General features: G+C 68.8%; 18 protein-coding genes. 7 read left to right on the top strand and 11 right to left on the bottom strand.

The window, feature by feature from the left end:
• From argB to rplS, 3 genes are all read left to right on the top strand, one after another.
• The coding region (argB, locus tag MKK84_RS35340; protein ID WP_243927730.1) for an acetylglutamate kinase at nt 1-738 on the top strand (738 nt) is incomplete at its 5' end.
• Between the two features lie 151 nt (nt 739-889).
• The gene (locus MKK84_RS35335; protein WP_243927728.1) at nt 890-1,630 is read left to right on the top strand and encodes a pyrimidine 5'-nucleotidase; all 741 of its coding nucleotides are present in this window, start codon (nt 890-892) and stop codon (nt 1,628-1,630) included.
• Between the two features lie 145 nt (nt 1,631-1,775).
• Nucleotides 1,776-2,177 carry a 50S ribosomal protein L19 gene (gene rplS, locus MKK84_RS35330; RefSeq protein WP_243927726.1) on the top strand — a complete coding sequence of 134 codons (402 nt, stop codon included), beginning with the start codon at nt 1,776-1,778 and terminating at the stop codon, nt 2,175-2,177.
• A gap of 125 nt (nt 2,178-2,302) precedes the next feature.
• On the opposite strand, the gene MKK84_RS35325 is transcribed toward rplS, so the two are convergent.
• Genes MKK84_RS35325 through MKK84_RS35310 form a run of 4 tightly spaced genes read right to left on the bottom strand, consistent with a single transcriptional unit; the run spans nt 2,303 to nt 4,987 of the window.
• A complete protein-coding gene (locus MKK84_RS35325) occupies nt 2,303-2,917 on the bottom strand; it encodes a GNAT family N-acetyltransferase (RefSeq protein WP_243927724.1) in 615 nt (204 codons plus the stop codon).
• A gap of 39 nt (nt 2,918-2,956) precedes the next feature.
• Nucleotides 2,957-3,733, bottom strand: a complete 777-nt coding sequence (locus MKK84_RS35320; protein WP_243927722.1) for a hypothetical protein — start codon at nt 3,731-3,733, stop codon at nt 2,957-2,959.
• Nucleotides 3,734-3,740: 7 nt separating this feature from the next.
• Nucleotides 3,741-3,941, bottom strand: coding sequence for a hypothetical protein (locus tag MKK84_RS35315; RefSeq protein WP_243927720.1), 201 nt, complete (start codon nt 3,939-3,941; stop codon nt 3,741-3,743).
• Nucleotides 3,938-4,987: a hydantoinase/oxoprolinase family protein gene (locus tag MKK84_RS35310; protein WP_243927718.1), complete on the bottom strand. Its 1,050-nt coding sequence runs from the start codon at nt 4,985-4,987 to the stop codon at nt 3,938-3,940. The genes MKK84_RS35315 and MKK84_RS35310 overlap by 4 nt, the downstream gene beginning before the upstream one ends.
• Nucleotides 4,988-5,008: 21 nt before the next feature.
• Between MKK84_RS35310 and MKK84_RS35305 the strand changes: the two genes are divergently transcribed.
• From MKK84_RS35305 to MKK84_RS35295, 3 genes are all read left to right on the top strand, one after another.
• Complete coding sequence (locus MKK84_RS35305) at nt 5,009-5,728, top strand: HisA/HisF-related TIM barrel protein (RefSeq protein WP_243927716.1); 720 nt, start codon at nt 5,009-5,011, stop codon at nt 5,726-5,728.
• Nucleotides 5,729-5,797: 69 nt separating this feature from the next.
• Nucleotides 5,798-6,400 (top strand): 3-isopropylmalate dehydratase small subunit, encoded by a 603-nt coding sequence (gene leuD / locus MKK84_RS35300; RefSeq protein WP_243927714.1) that lies wholly within the window; start codon nt 5,798-5,800, stop codon nt 6,398-6,400.
• 152 nt (nt 6,401-6,552) lie between these two features.
• A complete protein-coding gene (locus MKK84_RS35295; protein ID WP_243927711.1) occupies nt 6,553-7,755 on the top strand; it encodes a lytic murein transglycosylase in 1,203 nt (400 codons plus the stop codon).
• Between the two features lie 302 nt (nt 7,756-8,057).
• Here MKK84_RS35295 and hpnH read toward each other — a convergent pair whose 3' ends face one another.
• Nucleotides 8,058-9,221, bottom strand: a complete 1,164-nt coding sequence (hpnH, locus tag MKK84_RS35290) for an adenosyl-hopene transferase HpnH (RefSeq protein ID WP_243927709.1) — start codon at nt 9,219-9,221, stop codon at nt 8,058-8,060.
• A gap of 640 nt (nt 9,222-9,861) precedes the next feature.
• Between hpnH and MKK84_RS35285 the strand changes: the two genes are divergently transcribed.
• Entirely contained in the window at nt 9,862-12,528 is a 2,667-nt protein-coding gene (locus MKK84_RS35285) for an MMPL family transporter (RefSeq protein WP_243927744.1), read from the top strand.
• A gap of 4 nt (nt 12,529-12,532) precedes the next feature.
• On the opposite strand, the gene MKK84_RS35280 is transcribed toward MKK84_RS35285, so the two are convergent.
• From MKK84_RS35280 to MKK84_RS35255, 6 genes are all read right to left on the bottom strand, one after another.
• Complete coding sequence (locus MKK84_RS35280; RefSeq protein ID WP_243927707.1) at nt 12,533-13,408, bottom strand: helix-turn-helix domain-containing GNAT family N-acetyltransferase; 876 nt, start codon at nt 13,406-13,408, stop codon at nt 12,533-12,535.
• A gap of 32 nt (nt 13,409-13,440) precedes the next feature.
• Nucleotides 13,441-14,283 (bottom strand): hopanoid biosynthesis-associated protein HpnK, encoded by an 843-nt coding sequence (gene hpnK / locus MKK84_RS35275; protein ID WP_243927742.1) that lies wholly within the window; start codon nt 14,281-14,283, stop codon nt 13,441-13,443.
• 124 nt (nt 14,284-14,407) lie between these two features.
• A complete protein-coding gene (gene hpnJ, locus MKK84_RS35270; RefSeq protein WP_210027513.1) occupies nt 14,408-15,841 on the bottom strand; it encodes a hopanoid biosynthesis associated radical SAM protein HpnJ in 1,434 nt (477 codons plus the stop codon).
• 56 nt (nt 15,842-15,897) lie between these two features.
• Nucleotides 15,898-17,106, bottom strand: a complete 1,209-nt coding sequence (gene hpnI / locus MKK84_RS35265) for a bacteriohopanetetrol glucosamine biosynthesis glycosyltransferase HpnI (protein ID WP_243927705.1) — start codon at nt 17,104-17,106, stop codon at nt 15,898-15,900.
• A gap of 84 nt (nt 17,107-17,190) precedes the next feature.
• Nucleotides 17,191-17,802 carry a phospholipid-binding protein MlaC gene (locus MKK84_RS35260; RefSeq protein ID WP_243927703.1) on the bottom strand — a complete coding sequence of 204 codons (612 nt, stop codon included), beginning with the start codon at nt 17,800-17,802 and terminating at the stop codon, nt 17,191-17,193.
• Nucleotides 17,793-18,905 (bottom strand): flippase-like domain-containing protein, encoded by a 1,113-nt coding sequence (locus tag MKK84_RS35255; protein ID WP_243927702.1) that lies wholly within the window; start codon nt 18,903-18,905, stop codon nt 17,793-17,795. The genes MKK84_RS35260 and MKK84_RS35255 overlap by 10 nt, the downstream gene beginning before the upstream one ends.
• Nucleotides 18,906-18,999 lie beyond the last annotated feature (94 nt).

Raw genomic sequence — 18,999 nt, 5'->3', positions numbered from 1 at the left:
CTTCTCGAACAATCCGGGCTGAAGCCGATCGTCGTCCACGGCGGCGGGCCGCAGATCGGCAAGATGCTCGACCGGCTCGGCATCCAGTCCGAGTTCCGCAACGGCCTGCGCGTGACCGACGAGGCCACCGTCGAGGTGGTCGAGATGGTCCTGGCCGGCCTGATCAACAAGCAGATCGTCGGCTGGATCTCGGCCGAGGGCGGCCGGGCCATCGGCCTGTGCGGCAAGGACGGCAACATGGTCCGGGCCAAGCGGGCGCTGAAGACCATGGTCGATCCCGAGAGCCACTTGGAACAGACCATCGACCTCGGCCTCGTCGGCGAGCCGGACCATGTCGAGCGCGGCGTACTCGACGCGGTGCTGAAGGCGGAGTTGATTCCCGTGCTCGCGCCGGTCGCCTACGGGGCGGATGGGCAGACCTACAACGTCAATGCCGACACGTTCGCGGGGGCCATCGCGGGGGCGCTCCGGGCCAAGCGGCTGCTGCTGCTCACCGACGTTCCGGGTGTCCTCGACAAGGACAAGAAGCTGATCCCGGAACTCACCGTGGAGGATTGCCGCCGCCTGATCGCCGACGGCACCATCACCGGCGGGATGATCCCCAAGATCGAGACCTGCATGTACGCGATTGAGCGTGGCGTGGAGGCGGTCGTCATCCTCGACGGCAAGGTCAACCACGCGGTGCTGCTGGAGCTGTTCACCGATTACGGTGCCGGCACGCTGATCCGGCGGGGCTGAGCACCGGCCGCGGCAGGAAATCGTGCGGGGCGGCAACCTCCGTCCCGCACGGGCATTGTCCTGCTCCCGATCGGCCCGAACCGGCCAGGGTTGCGAGCTTGACCGCAACGGTCCAGACTTGCCTTCCAGGGGACGAATCCAAAGGGATACGGTGCATCACCCCGACAAGGCCCAGTTCACCACGCCCGGCGCGCGCGGGTTCAGCGATGTCGACACCTGGGTGTTCGACCTCGACAACACACTCTACCCGAGCGACGCCCGGGTCTGGCCGCAGGTCGATGAGCGAATCACGCTCTACGTGATGGGGCTCTACGGGCTCGACGGGATCTCGGCCCGCGCCCTGCAGAAGTACTTCTATCATCGCTACGGCACGACGCTGAAGGCGCTGATGGTCGAGGACGGGGTCGATCCGCACGACTTCCTCGATTTCGCGCACGACATCGATCACTCGACGATCAAGCTCGACAAGGATCTCGGCGACGCGATCGAGCGGCTGCCGGGGCGCAAGCTGATCCTGACGAACGGCTCACGCCGGCACGCCGAGAACGTGGCGGCCAAGCTCGGCATCCTCGACCATTTCGAGGACGTGTTCGACATCGCGGCCGCCGATTTCGTACCGAAGCCCGAGCGCTCGACCTACGAACGCTTCCTGAAGGCGCATGACGTCGAGCCGACCCGCGCCGCGCTGTTCGAGGACATCGCCCGCAACCTCGCGGTGCCGCACGACCTCGGCATGGCGACCGTCCTGGTGGTGCCCAAGATCATCGATCCCTACCGGGAGGCGTTCGAGCAGGAGGCGGTGCGCGAGCCGCATATCGACCACATCACCGACGACCTCGCGACGTTCCTGTCGAACTGCGTGCTGCCCGAGGCCGGCGCCGTACCGGCCTGACGGCCATCCCGCGCGGGCTTCGCAACGGCAATCGACAAGCCGGGGACGATCCTGTAGAGAGCCGGCCAACTCACAACAGGATCGCCGAAATCCTGGCGCCGGCTGCCCATGAGGGGCGTCACGGCGCGACGGCTGGAGCTATGCCATGAACATCATCGAGCAGCTGGAGCGCGAGGAAGTCGCGCGCCTCGCCAAGACCATTCCGGATTTCGAGCCGGGCGACACGCTCATCGTCAACGTCCGCGTGAAGGAAGGCGAGCGCACCCGCGTCCAGGCCTACGAGGGCGTCTGCATCGGTCGCCAGGGCGGCGGCCTCAACGAGAGCTTCACGGTCCGCAAGATCTCGTACGGCGAGGGCGTGGAGCGCGTCTTCCCGGTGCATTCGCCGATGATCGATTCGATCAAGGTGGTCCGCCGCGGCAAGGTGCGCCGCGCCAAGCTGTACTACCTGCGCGACCGCCGCGGGAAGTCGGCCCGTATCGTCGAGCGCACCGATCGCTACAAGACCAAGGAAGCCCCGGCCGCAGCACCCGCCGCCGCCGAGTGATCGAAGCAGGGCCGGCCTTTACGGCTGGCCTTCGCTGATCCTAGATTCAAGCCCGCTCCGACGCATCGGGGCGGGCTTTTTCTTTGGGTTTTTGCGCCGGAACAGCGTCGCCCGGCCGACCCGTCTCATCCGAGCAGCGGCACCTGGGGCGCGCAGTCCCGGGGGAGCGCGCCGGTCAGACGCGGATCGCGGGCGACCTCGACATGCACCGCGAAGGGCTCGAAGCCGAAGCGCCGGTAAAACGCCAGGGCTGCGGGATGATCCAGGGTGCAGGTGTGCAGCCAGATCCGCTCGATCGGGCGCGACCAAGCCCGGCGCAGGGCGTGGTCCATCAGGCAGTCGCCGAGACCCGACCCGATCCTGTCGCGGGTGAGGCCGAGGAAGACCAGTTCACACTGGCCGGGCTGCCGGAAATCCAGCTCCAGCATGCCGATGCCGCGGCCCGCCTGCCGAAGGACCAGGATCTCGACCGCCTCATCGGCCAGGATGGCGGCCAGTGCCTCCTCGCTGAGGGCGAGGCGCGAGAACCACAGCCAGTCGGCGCCCACGTCCCGGAACAGACTTCGGTAGGTTTCCGGATCGCGATCCACGAGGGGCTGCAGCCCGATCCCGGGCGGGAAGGGCCGCACGGGCCGCAGCGCTGGCGGCCGAACCATCTCCAGAGACGTCACGATCGTTGCGAGGTGGCCGGGCGGTACGGCGGCGTAGCCGGCTGTGAGCGTCGTGGTGGCGGTGATCATGGGCCGTCTCCGGAGCGCTTCGGTGAGTGACAGCACCTCTCACGCCGCTCGCGGATTCCGGTGCGCGAGCAGCCACGGCAGGACACAGGCAGCCGACACCGCGATCGACAGGGTGTAGGCCAGTACCGGCTCCATCGCCCCGAGCGTCGCGTGGACGACGATGTAGAAGGCCAGCACCCCGAACGCCCCCTGGGCGCTGCCGCGCACCACGTCGAGCGATGCGCCGACCCCGTCCTGCACCCGCGCGAAGACGATGAGTGGCCAGGAGATGATCGGGATCGGCGCCAGGACGCCGCTCAGGCCCGGGCCGAGCAGGGGCGCGAGGGTCGAGACCAGCAGGACCAGGGTCGTGGCCGCCGCCAGCCGGGCCGGCATGTCCCAGCGCGGGGGCCGGCGGGCCGAAACACCGGACGCGGCGCGCCGCCGGCACAGGGCGACGACGAGCGCCATCGCTGGGAGGTCGATCGCCGTGGCAAGCCACAGGCCGGGCCGGACGAGCCCGTGCAGCACGGCACCGCCCAGGACAAAAGCCGCCAGGGCGAGGCCGATGGACGCGACAGCGCCCATCCGCGGAGCGTAGAGCGCGTAGGCGAGATAGCAGAGCGTCACCGCGCCCAACCCCTCCACCGAGCCGATGGCCGCCTCGGCGGCGAAGCGCTCCCCCTGCTCGACCGCGAGGTAGATCGAGATCGGCGCGGAGGTCAGCGGCAATCCCGAGAGGATGCCGCCGACGAGGCTGCCCCAGCGGCGCGCCGCCGCCGAGACCGCCCACATCAGCGTCGGGGTGATGGCGATCTTGGCGGCGATCAGGCTCATAATCGGCTCAGGCCGCCGCAGGCGGGCCGTCGTCCTCCGGCTCGGCGGGCGAGTTGAGGATGTCGTCCAGTTCATCGACCAGCCGGTCGATCTGCTCCTCGGTGGCGAGCACCTTCAGGACCTCGCCGGTCTCCGTCTCCACGGCCAGCTCGATATGCGGCCCGACCCGGGCGGTGAGGATCCGAGCCAGGATCTTGATGGCGCTCATGCGACTGTTTCCTCCGTGGCGATGAGGCCGACCGCCACCGCCGGGCCGCAGGTCGAGATCCATGCGCGCGGGCCGGCGATCCGGTCGTCCAGAAGATCCACCAGCGGCACGGCTCTGCGGCCGAGCCGGTCCGCGAGGCGCTCCCCCAGGAAGGCCCCGACCCCGCAGGTGATCAGGGGAGCTGTCTCGCAACAATCCGGCCGGCCGAGCAGGAGCGCGGCTGCATCGTGCAGCAGGCGCAGCTGCGCCTCGGCGAAATGCGCCGCCAGCGCCGCCCAGGCCGAGCCCGGGGCCTCCGCGCGGTCGCGCCCGACGATCCGGGCGAGCCGAGTCTCGCTCTCCGGGACCGACTTACCCTTGCGGTCGCCGCTCGCCTGCTGGTCGGCCCCCTCGGGGAGCAAGCCGAGGATCCGGTAGGCGTCCGCCATATGGGCGAAGGTCTCGGTCATCAGCCGGGTGCGCCGGCCGGCGAAGGGCGCGTGGTCGGCGAGCGCGATCACCGGCGTGCGGACCACGCCCGTGTAGACCAGTTCCCCCGTCTCCAGGCGCTCGGCGTCGCTGTAGCCCGTTGCTGCCGGGCGGCCCCCCACGATCGGGATCAGGTCGGTGGTGGTCGAACCGATATCGACCAGCAGCGCGTCCGGCGCGATCCGCCCGACGAGCGCCGCGGTGGCGTGCCAATTGGCCGAGGCCACGTCGGCGGCAACCTCCGCGGCCGCCTCCGGAGCGACGAAGCCCGAACGGCCGGCATAGATCCGCACAGATCCATCGAGATGCGCCGCGGCCCAGCCTGCGAGCGCGGCCACACCCGCCCGGCGGTCGGCGAAGCAGTCGGTCAATTCGCCCGTCATGGTGACCGCGTGCCGGGCCTCAGTTCGGGCCCAGTCCGGAAGGCGCGCGAGGGCCTGATCGAGGGCCGGCAGCCCCTGCCAGAGCGGGCAGGGCACCTGGACGGCCGCAACCACGCGCCCGGCCTCCACCAGCGCGGCCTTGACGTGAACCCCGCCGAGGTCCCACCCGATCGTCTTCAGGGATGGTGAGAGCATGGGACCGCGATGAACACCTCGATGGACCACGAATCCGGGCGTCCCGGCTTCGCGGTGATCCCGGTGCTCGATCTCCGGAACGGCCGCGTGGTGCGGGCGCGCCGGGGCGAGCGCTCCTCCTATGCCTCGATCGAGACGCCCTTGGCAAAGGGGTCTGCCCCCGACGCGGTGGCGCGCGGCCTGTGCGATGCGTGGCCGGCCACGATCCTCTACGTGGCGGATCTCGACGCGATCATCGACCACGCACCACCGGATCTGGCGGCGCTGACGGCGATTGCCCGCGCCTGCCCGGGCGTCGCCCTGTGGGTGGATGCGGGCTTCGCCGATCCGGAGGGCATCGCGGACTTTCTGACCACCGGCCTCGGCCGGCCGGTGATTGGCAGCGAGAGCCAGGCGGATGCCGGCCTGCCGGCGCGATTCGGGGGCCGCGCGGTGCTCTCCCTCGACACGCGCGGCGCCGAGCGCCTCGGCCCCGCCGCTCTCCACGATGATCCGTCGCTTTGGCCGCCCGAGGTGATCGCCATGACGCTGGCCCAGGTCGGCGCCGGCAGCGGCCCCGACCTCGCGGCGCTCGCCGCCCTGCAGGCGCGGGCCCCGGATCGCAGCCTCTACGCGGCGGGCGGCGTGCGCGGGCCGGACGACCTGCGGGCGTTGCGCAAAGCCGGGATCGCCGGCGCCCTGGTCGCCTCGGCGCTGCACGACGGCACCCTGTTGCGGGCCGACGCGGCGGATCTGGCCTGACGCTTCCGGCGCGCACGCGGCGCTGATAAACCCCCCGATAGAACACTGAGCTGCGAGAGCCGTCAGACGATGGAAAAGTTCACGACCCTGGAGGGCGTCGCGGCGCCCATGCGGACGATCAACGTCGACACCGACCGGATCATCCCGGCCAAGTACCTGAAGACGATCAAGCGGACGGGGCTCGGCAAGAGCCTGTTCGCCGAGATGCGCTACCGCGAGGACGGTTCGGAGAACCCGGATTTCGTGCTGAACCAGCCGGCCTACCGGAACGCCAAGATCATGGTCGTCGGCGACAATTTCGGCTGCGGCTCGTCGCGCGAGCACGCGCCCTGGGCGCTGGCCGATTTCGGCATCCGCTGCGTGATCTCGACGAGCTTCGCCGACATCTTCTTCAACAACTGCGCCAAGAACGGCATCCTGGCGATCACCGTCGCCCCGGAGGATCTCGAGAAGCTGTTCGAGGATGCCGAGCGCGGCGCCAACGCCACCCTGTCGGTCGACCTGGCGGCGCAGACCATCCGGGGGCCGGATGGCGGCAGCCTGCATTTCGACATCGAGGCCGGACGCAAGCACAACCTCCTGAACGGGCTCGACGAGATCGGCCTGACCCTGGAACGCGCCTCGGCGATCGACGCCTACGAGCAGAAGCTCGCCCAGCGGGAATGGGCCTGATCGGATCGGACGGGGATCCCAAAGGGCTCAGCCCTTTGGCGGGTTGCCGGGGCTGGGCCCTGGCGCATCGGACGGTCCGCGCTAACGCGCCGTTAACCCTCGTGCTGCCTGATCCGGCCGCTACAATGCGGGCGAGAAACGGGAACGCCAGGATGCGCCATCAGTGCTTCGGGCCGGGCCTCGCGCTCGGGTTCGGTCTCCTCACCGTGGGCGCCGCGAGCCAGCCGGCGCGGGCGGATTTCGACAGCTGCCTCGCCGGCATCCAGGCCCAGGCGGCGGCGGCCGGCGTGTCGGCCCAGACCTTCCGGTCGGCGACCAGCGGCATCAGCTTCGACGACAAGGTGATCGAGCTGTCCCAGGCGCAGCCCGAGTTCAAGACGCCGATCTGGGACTACATGGCCGCCCTGGTCGATGACGAGCGCGTCGAGGACGGGCGGGCGGCGATGCGCCAGAACGCGGCCGCCCTCGCACAGGCCGAGGCGCGCTACGGCGTCGACCGCTATACGATCGCGGCGGTCTGGGGGGTCGAATCGAACTTCGGCAAGAACCTCGGCAAGATGCCGCTGGTCCAGTCGCTCGCGACGCTGGCCTGCTCCGGCAACCGCCGCCGCGATTTCTTCCGCGGCGAATTGATTGCCACGCTGCGGATCATCGAGCGGGGCGACATCGCGCCGGAGCGGCTCACCGGCTCCTGGGCGGGGGCCTTCGGCCAGACCCAGTTCATGCCGACCACCTATCACCGCCTCGCCGTCGACGGTGACGGCGACGGGAGGCGCGACGTGGTCGATTCGGTGGCCGACGCGGTCGCCTCCACGGCGAACTTTTTGCACGTCGCCAAGTGGCAGAACGGGCAGGTCTGGGGCTACGAGGTGAAGCTGCCGCGCGGCTTCAGCGTCGCGTCCGCCGGGCGCAAGAACAAGAAGCCGATCACCCATTGGGCCTCGCTCGGCGTGACCCGCGCGGACGGCCGCCCGCTCTCGGGGGAGGGGCCCGCCGGGATCATCGCGCCGGCCGGGATCGACGGCCCGGCCTTCCTGGTCACCAAGAACTTCGACGCGATCTACTCGTACAACGCCGCCGAATCCTACGGCCTCGCCATCGCGGTTCTCTCGGACCGGCTGCGCGGGAAGGCAGGCGTCCAGGCGGCGTGGCCGACCGACGATCCGCCCCTGTCCCGCGCCGAGCGGCGCGATCTCCAGACCCGGCTGGCGGCCCGCGGCTACGATGTCGGCGAGCCGGACGGCAAGGTCGGCCAGAAGACGCGCGACGCCATCAAGGACGTGGAGCGCCGGCTCGGCATGACCCCGACCGGCCGACCCGGCGGCAAGGTTCTGGAAGCTTTGCGCGGCAGCTGATTGCTTCCAAGCTCCGGTCAGCCCACGACCCGAACCTTTTCACGGGCGCATGCAGCGTCAGCGGAATGCGACCTGGGACCCGGCACAAGACGTCGCGAAGCGTCGTTCGGGATCAACTCGGGCCGCTGACGCGGCGTTTCCTGAACCAGATCCCGGATCAGGTTCCGCTGGCGCTCCACCTGCCCGGGACGGAAGTGCGCGTCAGATAGGGGCCTGCCGCAGACTCGGCCCTACTAAACCCCGGAAAAGCAAAACCCGCGGCCTCTCGGCCGCGGGTTCGAATTCCGTCCGTGCTGCGCCGCTCAGGCGGCGGTGCGCTTGCGGGCTTCCTGCTTCGTGTCGACGCCGGCCGCTTTGATCTCGGACAGCTTCTGCGCGACGTTGCGCGAGAACACGAACTCGGCCGGGCGCTGGTTCTCCAGGCTGACCTCGGGGGCCATGGCACCGTCGGTCTTGATGCCGCGGATGGCGTGGACCAGCGGCTTCCACGGCTTGCGGACCGAATCGACCACCGAGGAGGCCTCGTAGCCCGAATGGACCATGCAGTCGGCGCACTTCTCGTAGTTGCCGGTGCCGTAGGAATCCCAGTCGGTCTCCTCCATCAACTCCTTGAAGGTCGCCGCGTAGCCCTCGCCGAGCAGGTAGCAGGGCTTCTGCCAGCCGAACACGGTGCGGGTCGGGTTGCCCCACGGGGTGCAATGGTAGGTCTGGTTGCCGGCTAGGAAGTCGAGGAACAGGCCCGACTGCTGGAAGGTCCACTTCTCGCGGCCCTTCTCCTTGCCGTGCCGGAACACGCCGCGGAACAGATCCTTCGTCGCCTTGCGGTTCAGGAAGTGCTTCTGATCCGGCGCGCGCTCGTAGGCGTAGCCCGGGGAGACGGTGATGCCGTCGATGCCCATGCGGGTCACGCTGTCGAAGAAGTCGGCGATCTTCTCCGGCTGGGAATTGTTGAAGAAGGTGCAGTTGATGGTGACGCGGAAGCCCATCTCCTTAGCCTTCGCGATTGCCGCCACCGCCTTGTCGTAGACGCCGCGCTGGCAGACCGACTGGTCATGCATCTCCTTGTCGCCGTCCAGATGGATCGACCACGTGAAGTACGGGCTCGGCTTGTACTCCTTGATCTTCTTCTCAAGGAGCAGCGCGTTCGTGCACACGATCGCGAACTTCTTCTGGGCGATGATGCCCTCGACGATCTGCGGCAGGTCCTTGTGCAGGAGCGGCTCGCCGCCGGCGATCACCACCACGGGCGCGCCGCACTCGCGCACCGACTCGAGCGCGTCGGCGACCGGCAGCCGCTTGTTCAGGATCTCGTCCGGGTAATCGATCTTCCCGCAGCCGGCGCAAGCGAGATTGCAGCGGAACAGCGGCTCCATCATCATCACGAGCGGGTAGCGTTTGCGACCCGTCAGGTGCTGTTTCAGGATATAGCCGCCGATCTTCGCGACGTACCGGAGGGGGATACCCAAGATAGCGGCTCCTTCACTTCGTCGGCCCCGGAGGCATCGGGGTGCTTAACACGAAAAAAAACGCGATTTCCAGCGATCTAGCTTGGAACTAATCTCAATCGGCCCTGTTTCGGCGGCACGATGACATCTTATTCCGCGCCTGACGCAACGGTGCCACATGAGCCGCTTATCGCGGCCTCGTGGGCAGGTACATTCAGACGTTGAGGACAGCACGTGCATTGCGTCGGCAATGCGACCGGACATCCGGAATTCCGGCCGCGATGCAACAGTCGCCGTGCGCCAGCGCACATATCCTCCCCGGCGACCGGACCGGGTCGGCCGCGTTGCAATCTGGCACCACCCTCTTTACTGAACCTCGGGGCAGCGATGCAAGCCGTGGCCCGAGCCGTGGCCTAGGGTGGATGGCGGCGCCGCGATCCATTTCGGCCGCGATCGGCGAGTGGACGCGTTTCGTGCGTCCGGGGCGGACCACGCGGCGTTCCTCGACCCCGGTCCGCATCCGAACGGATTGCGGGGCGATTGGCACGCGGGCACTGAGCCCTGCCGGAGCCGGTCTCCGGGATCCCGAGGCGTTCGATATGTTCGATGGTATGTGTCGGCCGCGCCGTGTGCGTGTCCGGGGCGAACAGGCAGGGTGCTCGTGATCGAAAGTCTCGTCGCGTTCTCGGTACGGTATCGGTGGATCGTGATCGCCATCGTGGCGTTCGTCACGGTCGCGAGCGCCGGGGTGGCGGCGCATCTGTTCCGGATCAACACCGATGTCGAGCGCCTGATTGATCCGAAGGAGCCCTGGCGTCAGGACGAGATCAATTTCGAGCAGGCCTTCCCGCAGCGGTCGAACACCATCGTGGCGGTTATCGACGGGCAGACGCCCGAGGAGACCGAGGAGGCGGCCGCCAACCTCGCCAAGGCGCTGACCGCACATAAAAACCTGATCGAGACGGTCTATCGGCCGGATGGCGGACCGTTCTTCGACAAGAACGGCCTGCTGCTGATGTCCCAGGCTGAGCTCGATAAGACCCTCGAGTCGCTGACCCAGCAGCAGGGGCTGCTCGGCCCGCTCGCCGCCGACCCGTCGCTGCGCGGCGTGATGCGGGTTCTGACGCTGGGCGCCCGCGGCGTGAAGACCGGAGACGCCAAGCTCGAGGATCTCGAGAAGCCCATGGGGCAGATCGATGCCACCCTGAAGAAGGTGCTGGCCGGCCAGCCGGCGCGGATGTCCTGGCAGGAGCTGCTCTCCAACGGCCAGAGCAGCGTCACCGACAAGATGAAGTTCGTGGTCATCCAGCCGGTGCTGGACTTCAATGCCCTGGAGCCCGGCTACCAGGCGACCAAGCTGATTCGGAACGTCGCCCAGGATCTCAGGATCGATACCGAGCACGGCCTGCGCATGCGGCTGACCGGCACGGTGGCGGTGGCCGACGAGGAATTCGCGACGCTCTCGGAAGATGCGGGCGTCAATTACAGCGTCACGGTCGGCGCGATCGTCCTGTTCATCTGGCTCGCCCTGCGCTCCGCCCCCCTGGTTTCGGCCGTGCTGATCACGACCTTCGCGGGCCTGATCGTCACCGCGGGCCTCGGACTGGCGATGGTCGGCGAACTCAACCCGATCTCGGTGGCCTTCGCGGCGCTGTTCGTGGGGCTCGGCATCGATTTCGGAATCCAGTTCGCCGTGCGCTACCGGGCCGACCGCTTCGAGCAGCCCGAGATCGGCGCCGCGCTCCGTGCCGCGGCCCGCGGCGTCGGCTGGTCGCTGACGCTCGCGGCCATCTCGCTGCTGGCCGGCTTCTTCGCCTTCCTGCCGACGGCCTTCCGCGGCGTGTCCGAACTGGGCCTCATCGCCGGCGTCGGCATGATCGTGGCCTACCTGTTCGCCCTGACGCTGCTCCCGGCCCTGATCGCCGTGTTCAATCCCAAGGCCGAGAAGGCCGCGGTGCAGACCGACTGGCTGGTCGGCGTCGATCCCTGGATCATCCAGCATCGCAAGCCGATCCTGATCGCGGTCGGCCTGATCACGCTCGCGGGCGCGCCGCTGCTCTGGCACCTGCCGTTTGATTCCAACCCGATGCACCTGCGCAGCGCGAAGACGCAGTCGATCGCGACCTATCTCGATCTGATCAAGAACCCCGAGACCAGCCCGAACTTCATCGACGTGCTGGCACCGAGCGTCGAGTCCGTCCCGGCGCTGTCGAAGACGCTGATGGCGCTGCCGGTCTCCGCCTCGGTCAACAGCATCGACACTTTCGTGCCGCGCGACCAGGACAAGAAGCTCGCGCAGATCGCCGACACGGCGCAGCTCCTCGATCCGGTGCTCAACCCGGGCCGCCGGCCGCCGCCGCCCACCGACGCCGACAACGTCAAGGCGCTCAAGGATGCCGCGACGGCGCTGAACGGCGTCTCGAACGATGCCAAGGGCGACCAGACGGGGGCGCAGGCTGCCAAGCAGCTCGCCGGCACCCTCGACACGCTCGCCTCCGGCGCGGTGCCGCAGCGCGAGGCGGCCTCCGTCGCCCTGACCAAGGATCTCGGGCCGCTGCTGGCACGCCTGCGCGACCTGCTGCACCCCGAAAAGATCACCCTGGACAACCTGCCGCCGCAGTTGAAGGCCGACTGGGTCGCGGCCGATGGGCGCGCGCGCATCGAGGTTCATCCGAAGGGCGATTCGAACGACGACGCCGTGCTGCGCCGCTTCTCGGATGAGGTTCTGAAGGTCGCCCCCCACGCCACAGGTGCGCCGGTGGCCACGACCCAGTCGAGCTACACGATCCTGGGCGCCTTCGTGCAGGCGGCGGTGACGGCCCTCGTGCTGATCTTCGTCATCCTGTCGGTCGCGCTGCGCAAGCCGTGGGACGTGGCGATGACGCTGGGTCCGCTGGTGATCGCGACCCTCTGGACGCTGATGGCGATGCGCATCGTCGGTATGCCGCTCAACTTCGCCAACATCATCGCGCTGCCGCTGATGCTGGCGGTCGGTGTGGCGTTCCACATCTACTACGTGATCGCGTGGCGGGCGGGCGTGACCGACATGCTCGCTTCCAGCCTGACCCGAGCGATTTTCTTCTCGGCGCTGACCACGGGCAGCGCCTTCGGGTCGCTGGTCCTGTCGAGCCATCCGGGCACGGCGAGCATGGGCAAGCTGCTCGCGTTGTCGCTGTTCTTCACCTTGGTGGCAGCGTTCTTCGTGGTGCCGGCGACGCTGGGCGAGCCGCCCGCTCAGCCCGACGAAGATCGCCCAGACGCCGAGAAGGCTGTCGGTGCAGCGTTGCGGAAGAGCACCGGGTTGAAGGATCCGGTGCCGGCCAAGTAGCCGATCAGAGCGCCTTCTCGAAGAAGTGGTCCGGGTAGGGGTCGTCGTTGAAGCGGTCGATCTCGATCCAGCCCGCCTTCCGGTAGAGCGCAAGCGCTTCGGGAAGGGCGCTGTTGGTGTCGAGCCGCAGCGTCTGGATGCCGAGGTCTCGGGCTGCCGTCTCGGCCGCCTGCATCAGGCGCTTGGCGAGGCCGAGGCCCCGGGCGGCGGGGTCGATCCAGAGCCGCTTGATCTCCGCCACGGGGCCACAGCTGCCCTTTAGGCCGACGCAGCCGACCGGGAGTCCGTCCGCGACGGCGAGCAGGAAGGTGCCGCGGGGCCGCACCATGGCGGCCGCCTCCGGGTCGCAGGACAGGGCGACGTCGAACCCGCCGGCGAAGCGGGTCACCAGTTCGGCGTAGTAGGCGGCGAGGCAGGCGCGGGCAGGCTCACTCGTGGGATCGGATTCCTCGATCGCAATGGAGTCGCGGCTCAGGGCGAGAGCGACCCGATCCATAGCGTGCAGGAGGGCATCCGCCTGCGGTGCACGTTCGAGAAGATCGACAGCACGGGCATCCGACAGCGCCTCATAGGCCTCGAACTCGCGCCGCCCCGCCTCGGTCAAGGACGCGACCCGACGTCGGGCATCCGCAGGATGCGGCGCCGTCACGATGAGCCCCTCATCCTCGAGACCTCGCAGGAGACGACTCATCAGGCCGGAATCGAGGCCAAGATAGCCACGAATTTCGCCGACCTCGGTGCGGCCGGCCCCGATGGCGTTCAGGACACGCGCTGCGCCCAAGGGGCGGCCGCGGCCCAGGAATGAGGAATCGAGCGCTCCGACCTTTGCGGTAACGGCACGCGCGAACCGGCGGACGCGGGCAATTTCGATCGTCTTCATATTATCTGACTAAAGTCAGACAACTAGGCCGGTCAACCGAGGAAATCGGAGAATCCGCCGCGTACCGCGCCGGATGCGTCGGCCGCCGCCCGGGCGGCGGGCGCCACCAGCGCATCCCGCTCGTCAGCGTATCGATAGCCCGGTGCCTGGCCTGCGAAGCCACTCGCAGTGGCCGGATGCGTATAGAGTTCGGTCAACCCATCCGGGAGATGCCGCAGGAGCGCCGCCACGCGGTCGGGCGTCATGGCGCCGGACCATGCGAGGCCGAGCGTCCGATCCGGGATCAGCAGGCCGGCCTGCCGGGCGCGGACAGCGAGCAGAGCCGCCCAGGGGGCGATGTCGAGGGCCGGGCGAGGGCGGGCGCCGGGCTCGGCGCAGCGCAGGATCTCTCGCGGCTCACGGGGCACCCGCAGGGCGCGCATCCCGAAGTCGCGGCCGATGCGCAGCACCGCCCCGGCGATCAGCGGGTGGACGTGGAAATGCTTGTGGGCGTCGACGTGGTCCAGCGGCAGGCCGGTGGCCCGATAGGCCTCGAACTGCGCCCTGATCTCGGCGGCGAGCTGGCGCCGGGCGGCGGGCTTGCGGGCGAAGTCGAGGCCGAGACGGCCCATATCGGACCGCATCAGGCCGGCCGCGTCGGTCAGGTCAGGCAGTTCGGCGGCCGGCAGAGTCGGCCACGCCTCCACCAACACGAGGTGCAGCCCGACCCGCAGGGACGGCAACCGGCGGGCTCGCACCACCGCGTCGGCGGCGGCCGGGGCGGAAACCATCAGGCTGGCCGACGTGAGGATCCCGTCGCGATGCGCATGCTCGACGGCCTCGTTGACCTCGAGGCTCAGCCCGAAATCATCCGCGGTGACGACCAGACGCTTCACGAGAACCTCGATCATGGGTGTCGAGAGGGCTCGCCCTCTCGCGGGTCCAGGGCGGAGCCCTGGGAAGGATGCGGGGCTCCGCCCCGCACGCCCCGCCGGGGCCGAGGGCCCCGGACCCCTGTCCTTACGCCGCCTTGGCGGTGCCCTGGCGCTCCTTGAGGAAGCGGTAGAACTCGACGCCCTCGCGCAGGCGGCGCTTCATCATGTCGGGCGAGCGCACCATCTCGCTGACGATCGAGGCGATCTTCGGCGCCCGGAAGTAGAACTTCTTGTAGAACTCCTCCACCGAGGTGAAAATCTCGGTGTGCGAGAGGTGCGGGTAGTGCAGCGGCGCGACCTGGACGCCGTTCTCGTCGACCAGCTCGGCGTTCTCGATGTCGAGCCAGCCGTTCTCCACCGCCTGCTTGTACAGGAAGGTGCCCGGGTAGGGCGCCGCCAGCGAGACCTGGATCGTGTGCGGGTTGATCCGCTTGGCGAAGGCGATCGTCTCCTGGATCGTCTCCTTGGTCTCACCCGGCAGGCCGAGGATGAAGGTGCCGTGGATGGCGATGCCGAGGTCGTGGCAATCCTGGGTGAACTTCTCGGCGACCTCGACCCGCATGCCCTTCTTGATGTTGTGCAGGATGGTCTGGTTGCCGGACTCGTAGCCGACCAGCAGCAGGCGCAGGCCGTTCTCCTTGAGCACCTTCAGGGTCTCGCGCGGCACGTTCGCCTTAGCGTTGCATGACCACGTGACGCCGAGCTTGCCCAGCTCACGGGCGATCTCTTCTGCGCGCGGCAGGTTGTCGGTGAAGGTGTCGTCGTCGAAGAAGAACTCCTTGGTCTGGGGGAACTCCTTCAGGCAGTACTTGATCTCCTCGATCACGTGGGCGACCGAGCGGGTGCGGTAGGTGTGGCCGCCGACCGTCTGCGGCCAGAGGCAGAAGGTGCAGCGACTCTTACAGCCCCGGCCCGAGTAGAACGAGATGTAGGGGTGCTTCAGGTAGCCGATGAAGTACTTCTCCATCTCCAGGTCGCGCTTGTAGACGCTGGTGACGAAGGGCAGCTGATCCATGTCGGTCATGATCTCGCGGTCCTCGTTGTGGACCACGACACCGTTGGCATCGCGATAGGACAGACCCTTGATCTGCGCCATCGGCACGCCGTCTGCGACTTCCTTGACGGTGAAGTCGAACTCGTTGCGGGCGCAGAAATCGACCACCGGAGCCTGGGCCATCGCGCCGGCGGCGTCGACCGCGACCTTGGCGCCGATCAGACCGGCGATCAGCTTCGGATTGGCGGCCTTGAGCGCCTCGATGGTCTTCACGTCGGACTTGAACGACGGCACCGAGGTGTGGAGCACGACGAGGTCGAAATCGTTGGCCTGGGCCACGATCTCGGGGAGCTTGATGTTGTGCGGCGGCGCGTCGATCAGCTTTGAGTTCGGCACCAGGGCGGCCGGCTGGGCCAGCCAGGTCGGGTACCAGAACGACTTGATCTCGCGCTTGGCCTGGTAACGGGAGCCGGCACCGCCGTCGAAACCGTCGAAGGTGGGGGCCTGGAGGAAGAGCGTGCGCATGGGGTTCAAGGCCTCAGGGCAATGCGGGGGAGGGGGCGGAGGAGGAGTGGGTCAGTTCAGCGGAGCGGCGCGCCGGCGTCGCTGCCGAGCTCCGCGTCGGGGATCAGGGTGCCATCCGCAACCACGTGATAATCATGACCTTTCCATGTCACCGCCCCCGACACGAAGGCCCAGGCGAAGTTCAGGAAGGACAGGCTGTCGCGGATCGGCAACAGTCCGTAGGGGTGCGGGGCGAGGTTGAAGGCCCGCTCCAGCTGCCGGCAGAGGAGGATGCGGCTCGCCAGAGCCAGGACCGCCACCCCGAGGGCGACCGGGCCGCCGCCGGACAACACGGCACCCAGGACGGCGAGCGGGAAGGCGTGGGTGACGATCGAGCCGGCATAGCCCGCCGGGTCGACAGTGCGGATGGTGCGATTCCAGCGCAGCTCGTGCCGCCATAGGCCGGCGAGATCAGTGTCGACGCTGGTATGGCCGATGGTGAAGCTCGGGATCGCCACCCGGCCACCGAGACCGCGGAGCGCAGCGCCGACGGCATAGTCGTCAGCGAGGTCGTTGCGGAAGGTGCGGAAGCCGCCCACCGCCTCCAGGTTCGCCCGGGTGAAAGCGACGGTGGAGCCGAAGCAGGGCTTGGCCAGCCCGAGACTCAAGCCCATCACGACGTTGGGCAGGAAGTGCGTATCGATCGCCAGCGTCGAGAGCCGGTCGTAGAGGCCCCGGAACGCCGGCACCCCGTGGTAGAGGCAGGTGACCCCGGTGACGCCATCCTGCGACAGCTCGGCGACCAGGCGCTCCAGATAGTCGGGACCGACCACCATGTCGCTGTCGGCCAGCACCACCACCTCGTGGGCGATCCGCTCGGACATGTTGATGAGGTTCGAGACCTTGCGGTTCGAGCCGTGCTGCCGGGCGTCGATCACGAGGTCGATGCGCGCCGCCGGATAGGCCTGCTTGAGTTGCTCCACCACGCCGACCGCCGGATCGGCGGCCTTCTGGACGCCGAACACGATCTGGACCGGCCCGGCATAATCCTGGCGCAGGACACTCTCGAGATTCCCGTAGAGCGAGGGCTCCAGCCCGCAGAGGGGCTTGAGCACCGTCACGGAGGGCCGCGGAGCGCCGGGCGTCAGCGCGGGGATGGGACGAGCCGCGTAACGGCCGGCGCAGAAGGCAGCAGCCAGCCCGTAAAGGCAGCCCGCCGCCGCCAGGATCAGGCAGAGCAGCGAGAGCCACGAGAGGGCGAGCAACGTCAGGGCGGTAACATCCATCCGATCGGGTCCGTGCGATCGTCCCGCCGCCTCAGGCAGCGATGGCCGCGAACGGCCGGTTCAAGGCGGCACTCTCGGCGGCGATCACGGCGTGGGCTTGGCGGCGAGCATGCCGTCGGCCCGCTGGCGCAGGAACTTCACGGCGCCGTCCGCGCCGCCCGACTTCAGCGGTACCGACAAAGCGGTCCGCTGTGCTGCGACCTCGCTCACGTCGCCGTTGAGCAGGACGTCCTGGATGCGGTTATTGGCATTCACGACGAAGTCGACCGCGGAATCGTCGCCGTCCGCCGTGGTCACCCGGGTCGCCACCACCCGCTGGGCGCCGCGCTCCTCGACCTGAGGGGTGACGTCGAACTTGCCGCCGGCCGCGCGGGCGAGGCGGTTGGCGTAGGTGACGGTCAGGCTGCGCTTGAACGCGTCGGTGACCGCCTCCTGCTGCTCCGGGGTGAAGCTCGACCATTTCGAGCCCACTGCGATGCGCGCCATGGCGGGGAAATCGAAGGCCTTATCCATCGCCGGACCCACGGCTTCGACGCGCGCGGGCAGGGGGGCCGGGCCGTCCTTCAGGGCGGCCGTGAAGGCGGCGTAGAGGTCGCGCACCGTCTGAACGGCGGGATCGTCCGCGGCCCAGGACGGAACCGGGACGAGCAGGGGAACGGCGATCAGGGCGGCAACGAGCCGGCGGGTCAGGCGCACTTCTTCAACTCCTCGCCCTCGCCGAGCCGAGCGCCCATGCGGGGCGGGGCGTAGCTGTAGAACGGCCCGAGCGTCGCGGCCTGCGGCACCCGCTTGGCGCTGCGTGCGGTGTCCACCACCGCCTCGCGCTCCTCGTCCTCCGGCGCCTCCGCGCGCAGCTTGGTCTCGATCCGGTGCCAGAGCAGCAGGCTCGGAAGGCCGACCCCGAGATCGGCGAAGCGCTTGACCAGTGAGAGGGCCAGCGCCGCCTCGGCCGGGATGTTGAACAGGCCGCACAGGGCGATCAGGCCACCCTCCTGGGCCCCCAGGGCACCGGGCACCGCGAAGGCCGCGCCGCGCACCGCCTGGGCCAAGCTCTCGATCATCAGAGCCTGCGCGAAGTCGATCGGGTAGCCCATGAAGTGCAGGCAGACATAGACTTCGAGCGTCCCGATCACCCAGCCGATCAGGTGGACGCCCAGCGCGGCGGCGAAGCGGCGGTGATTGGCGTAGAGGCGGCGCAGACTGTCGTAGAGCTGGTCGATCGCCCCGAAGGCGCGCCACTCGCGGCCCGATGCGAAGCGGCTGAGCAGGCCCTGGATCAGGCGGTGCCCCGCCCGCCGCTGGATCAGGTAGAAGGCGCCGAGCGCCGGCACCGCAAGGGCGAGACCGCCCGCGACCGTCCGCGCGATCGGCCCGTCGCCGCAGATCACGATCAGCACGGCGAGGCCAAGTACGGTGAACAGGAGCTGCGTCAGCGCCTGGGTCATCAGGTCGACGAACATGCTCGCCCCCGCGAGCGCGCCCGGCACGCCGCGCTTGGACAGGAGGCGCGCCCCGACGAAATCGCCGCCGACGGTGGCCACCGGCAGCAGCGTATTGATCCCCTCGCGCACGAAGCGGAGCGACACGCAATCGGCGAGCTTGGCGGCGCCTTTGGGGAACACCACCTGCCAGCCGAGCCCCGCCCAGGCGACGGCCACGATGCGGGCCAGCACCACCAGGGCGGTACCCCAGCCGGCAGAGACGACGGCGGCCGAAACATCCTCAAGACCGGAGGACATAAACAGGCCGACGACCGTGCAGAGACCGGCGATCGAGGCCAAGGTCGTCAGGCGCTTCATTGTCGTCTTTCAAGCTCGCAAAAGGCTTGATGCGGGAAATCGGCCACGGTCGCGGCAGAAATAGGTCCGACGGGCCGAGAACGTTTCTGCCACG

This window comes from Methylobacterium sp. E-065 (assembly GCF_022829605.1).
In the GTDB taxonomy this organism is placed as follows: domain Bacteria; phylum Pseudomonadota; class Alphaproteobacteria; order Rhizobiales; family Beijerinckiaceae; genus Methylobacterium.
This window is presented reverse-complemented; position numbering and strand designations above follow the sequence as displayed.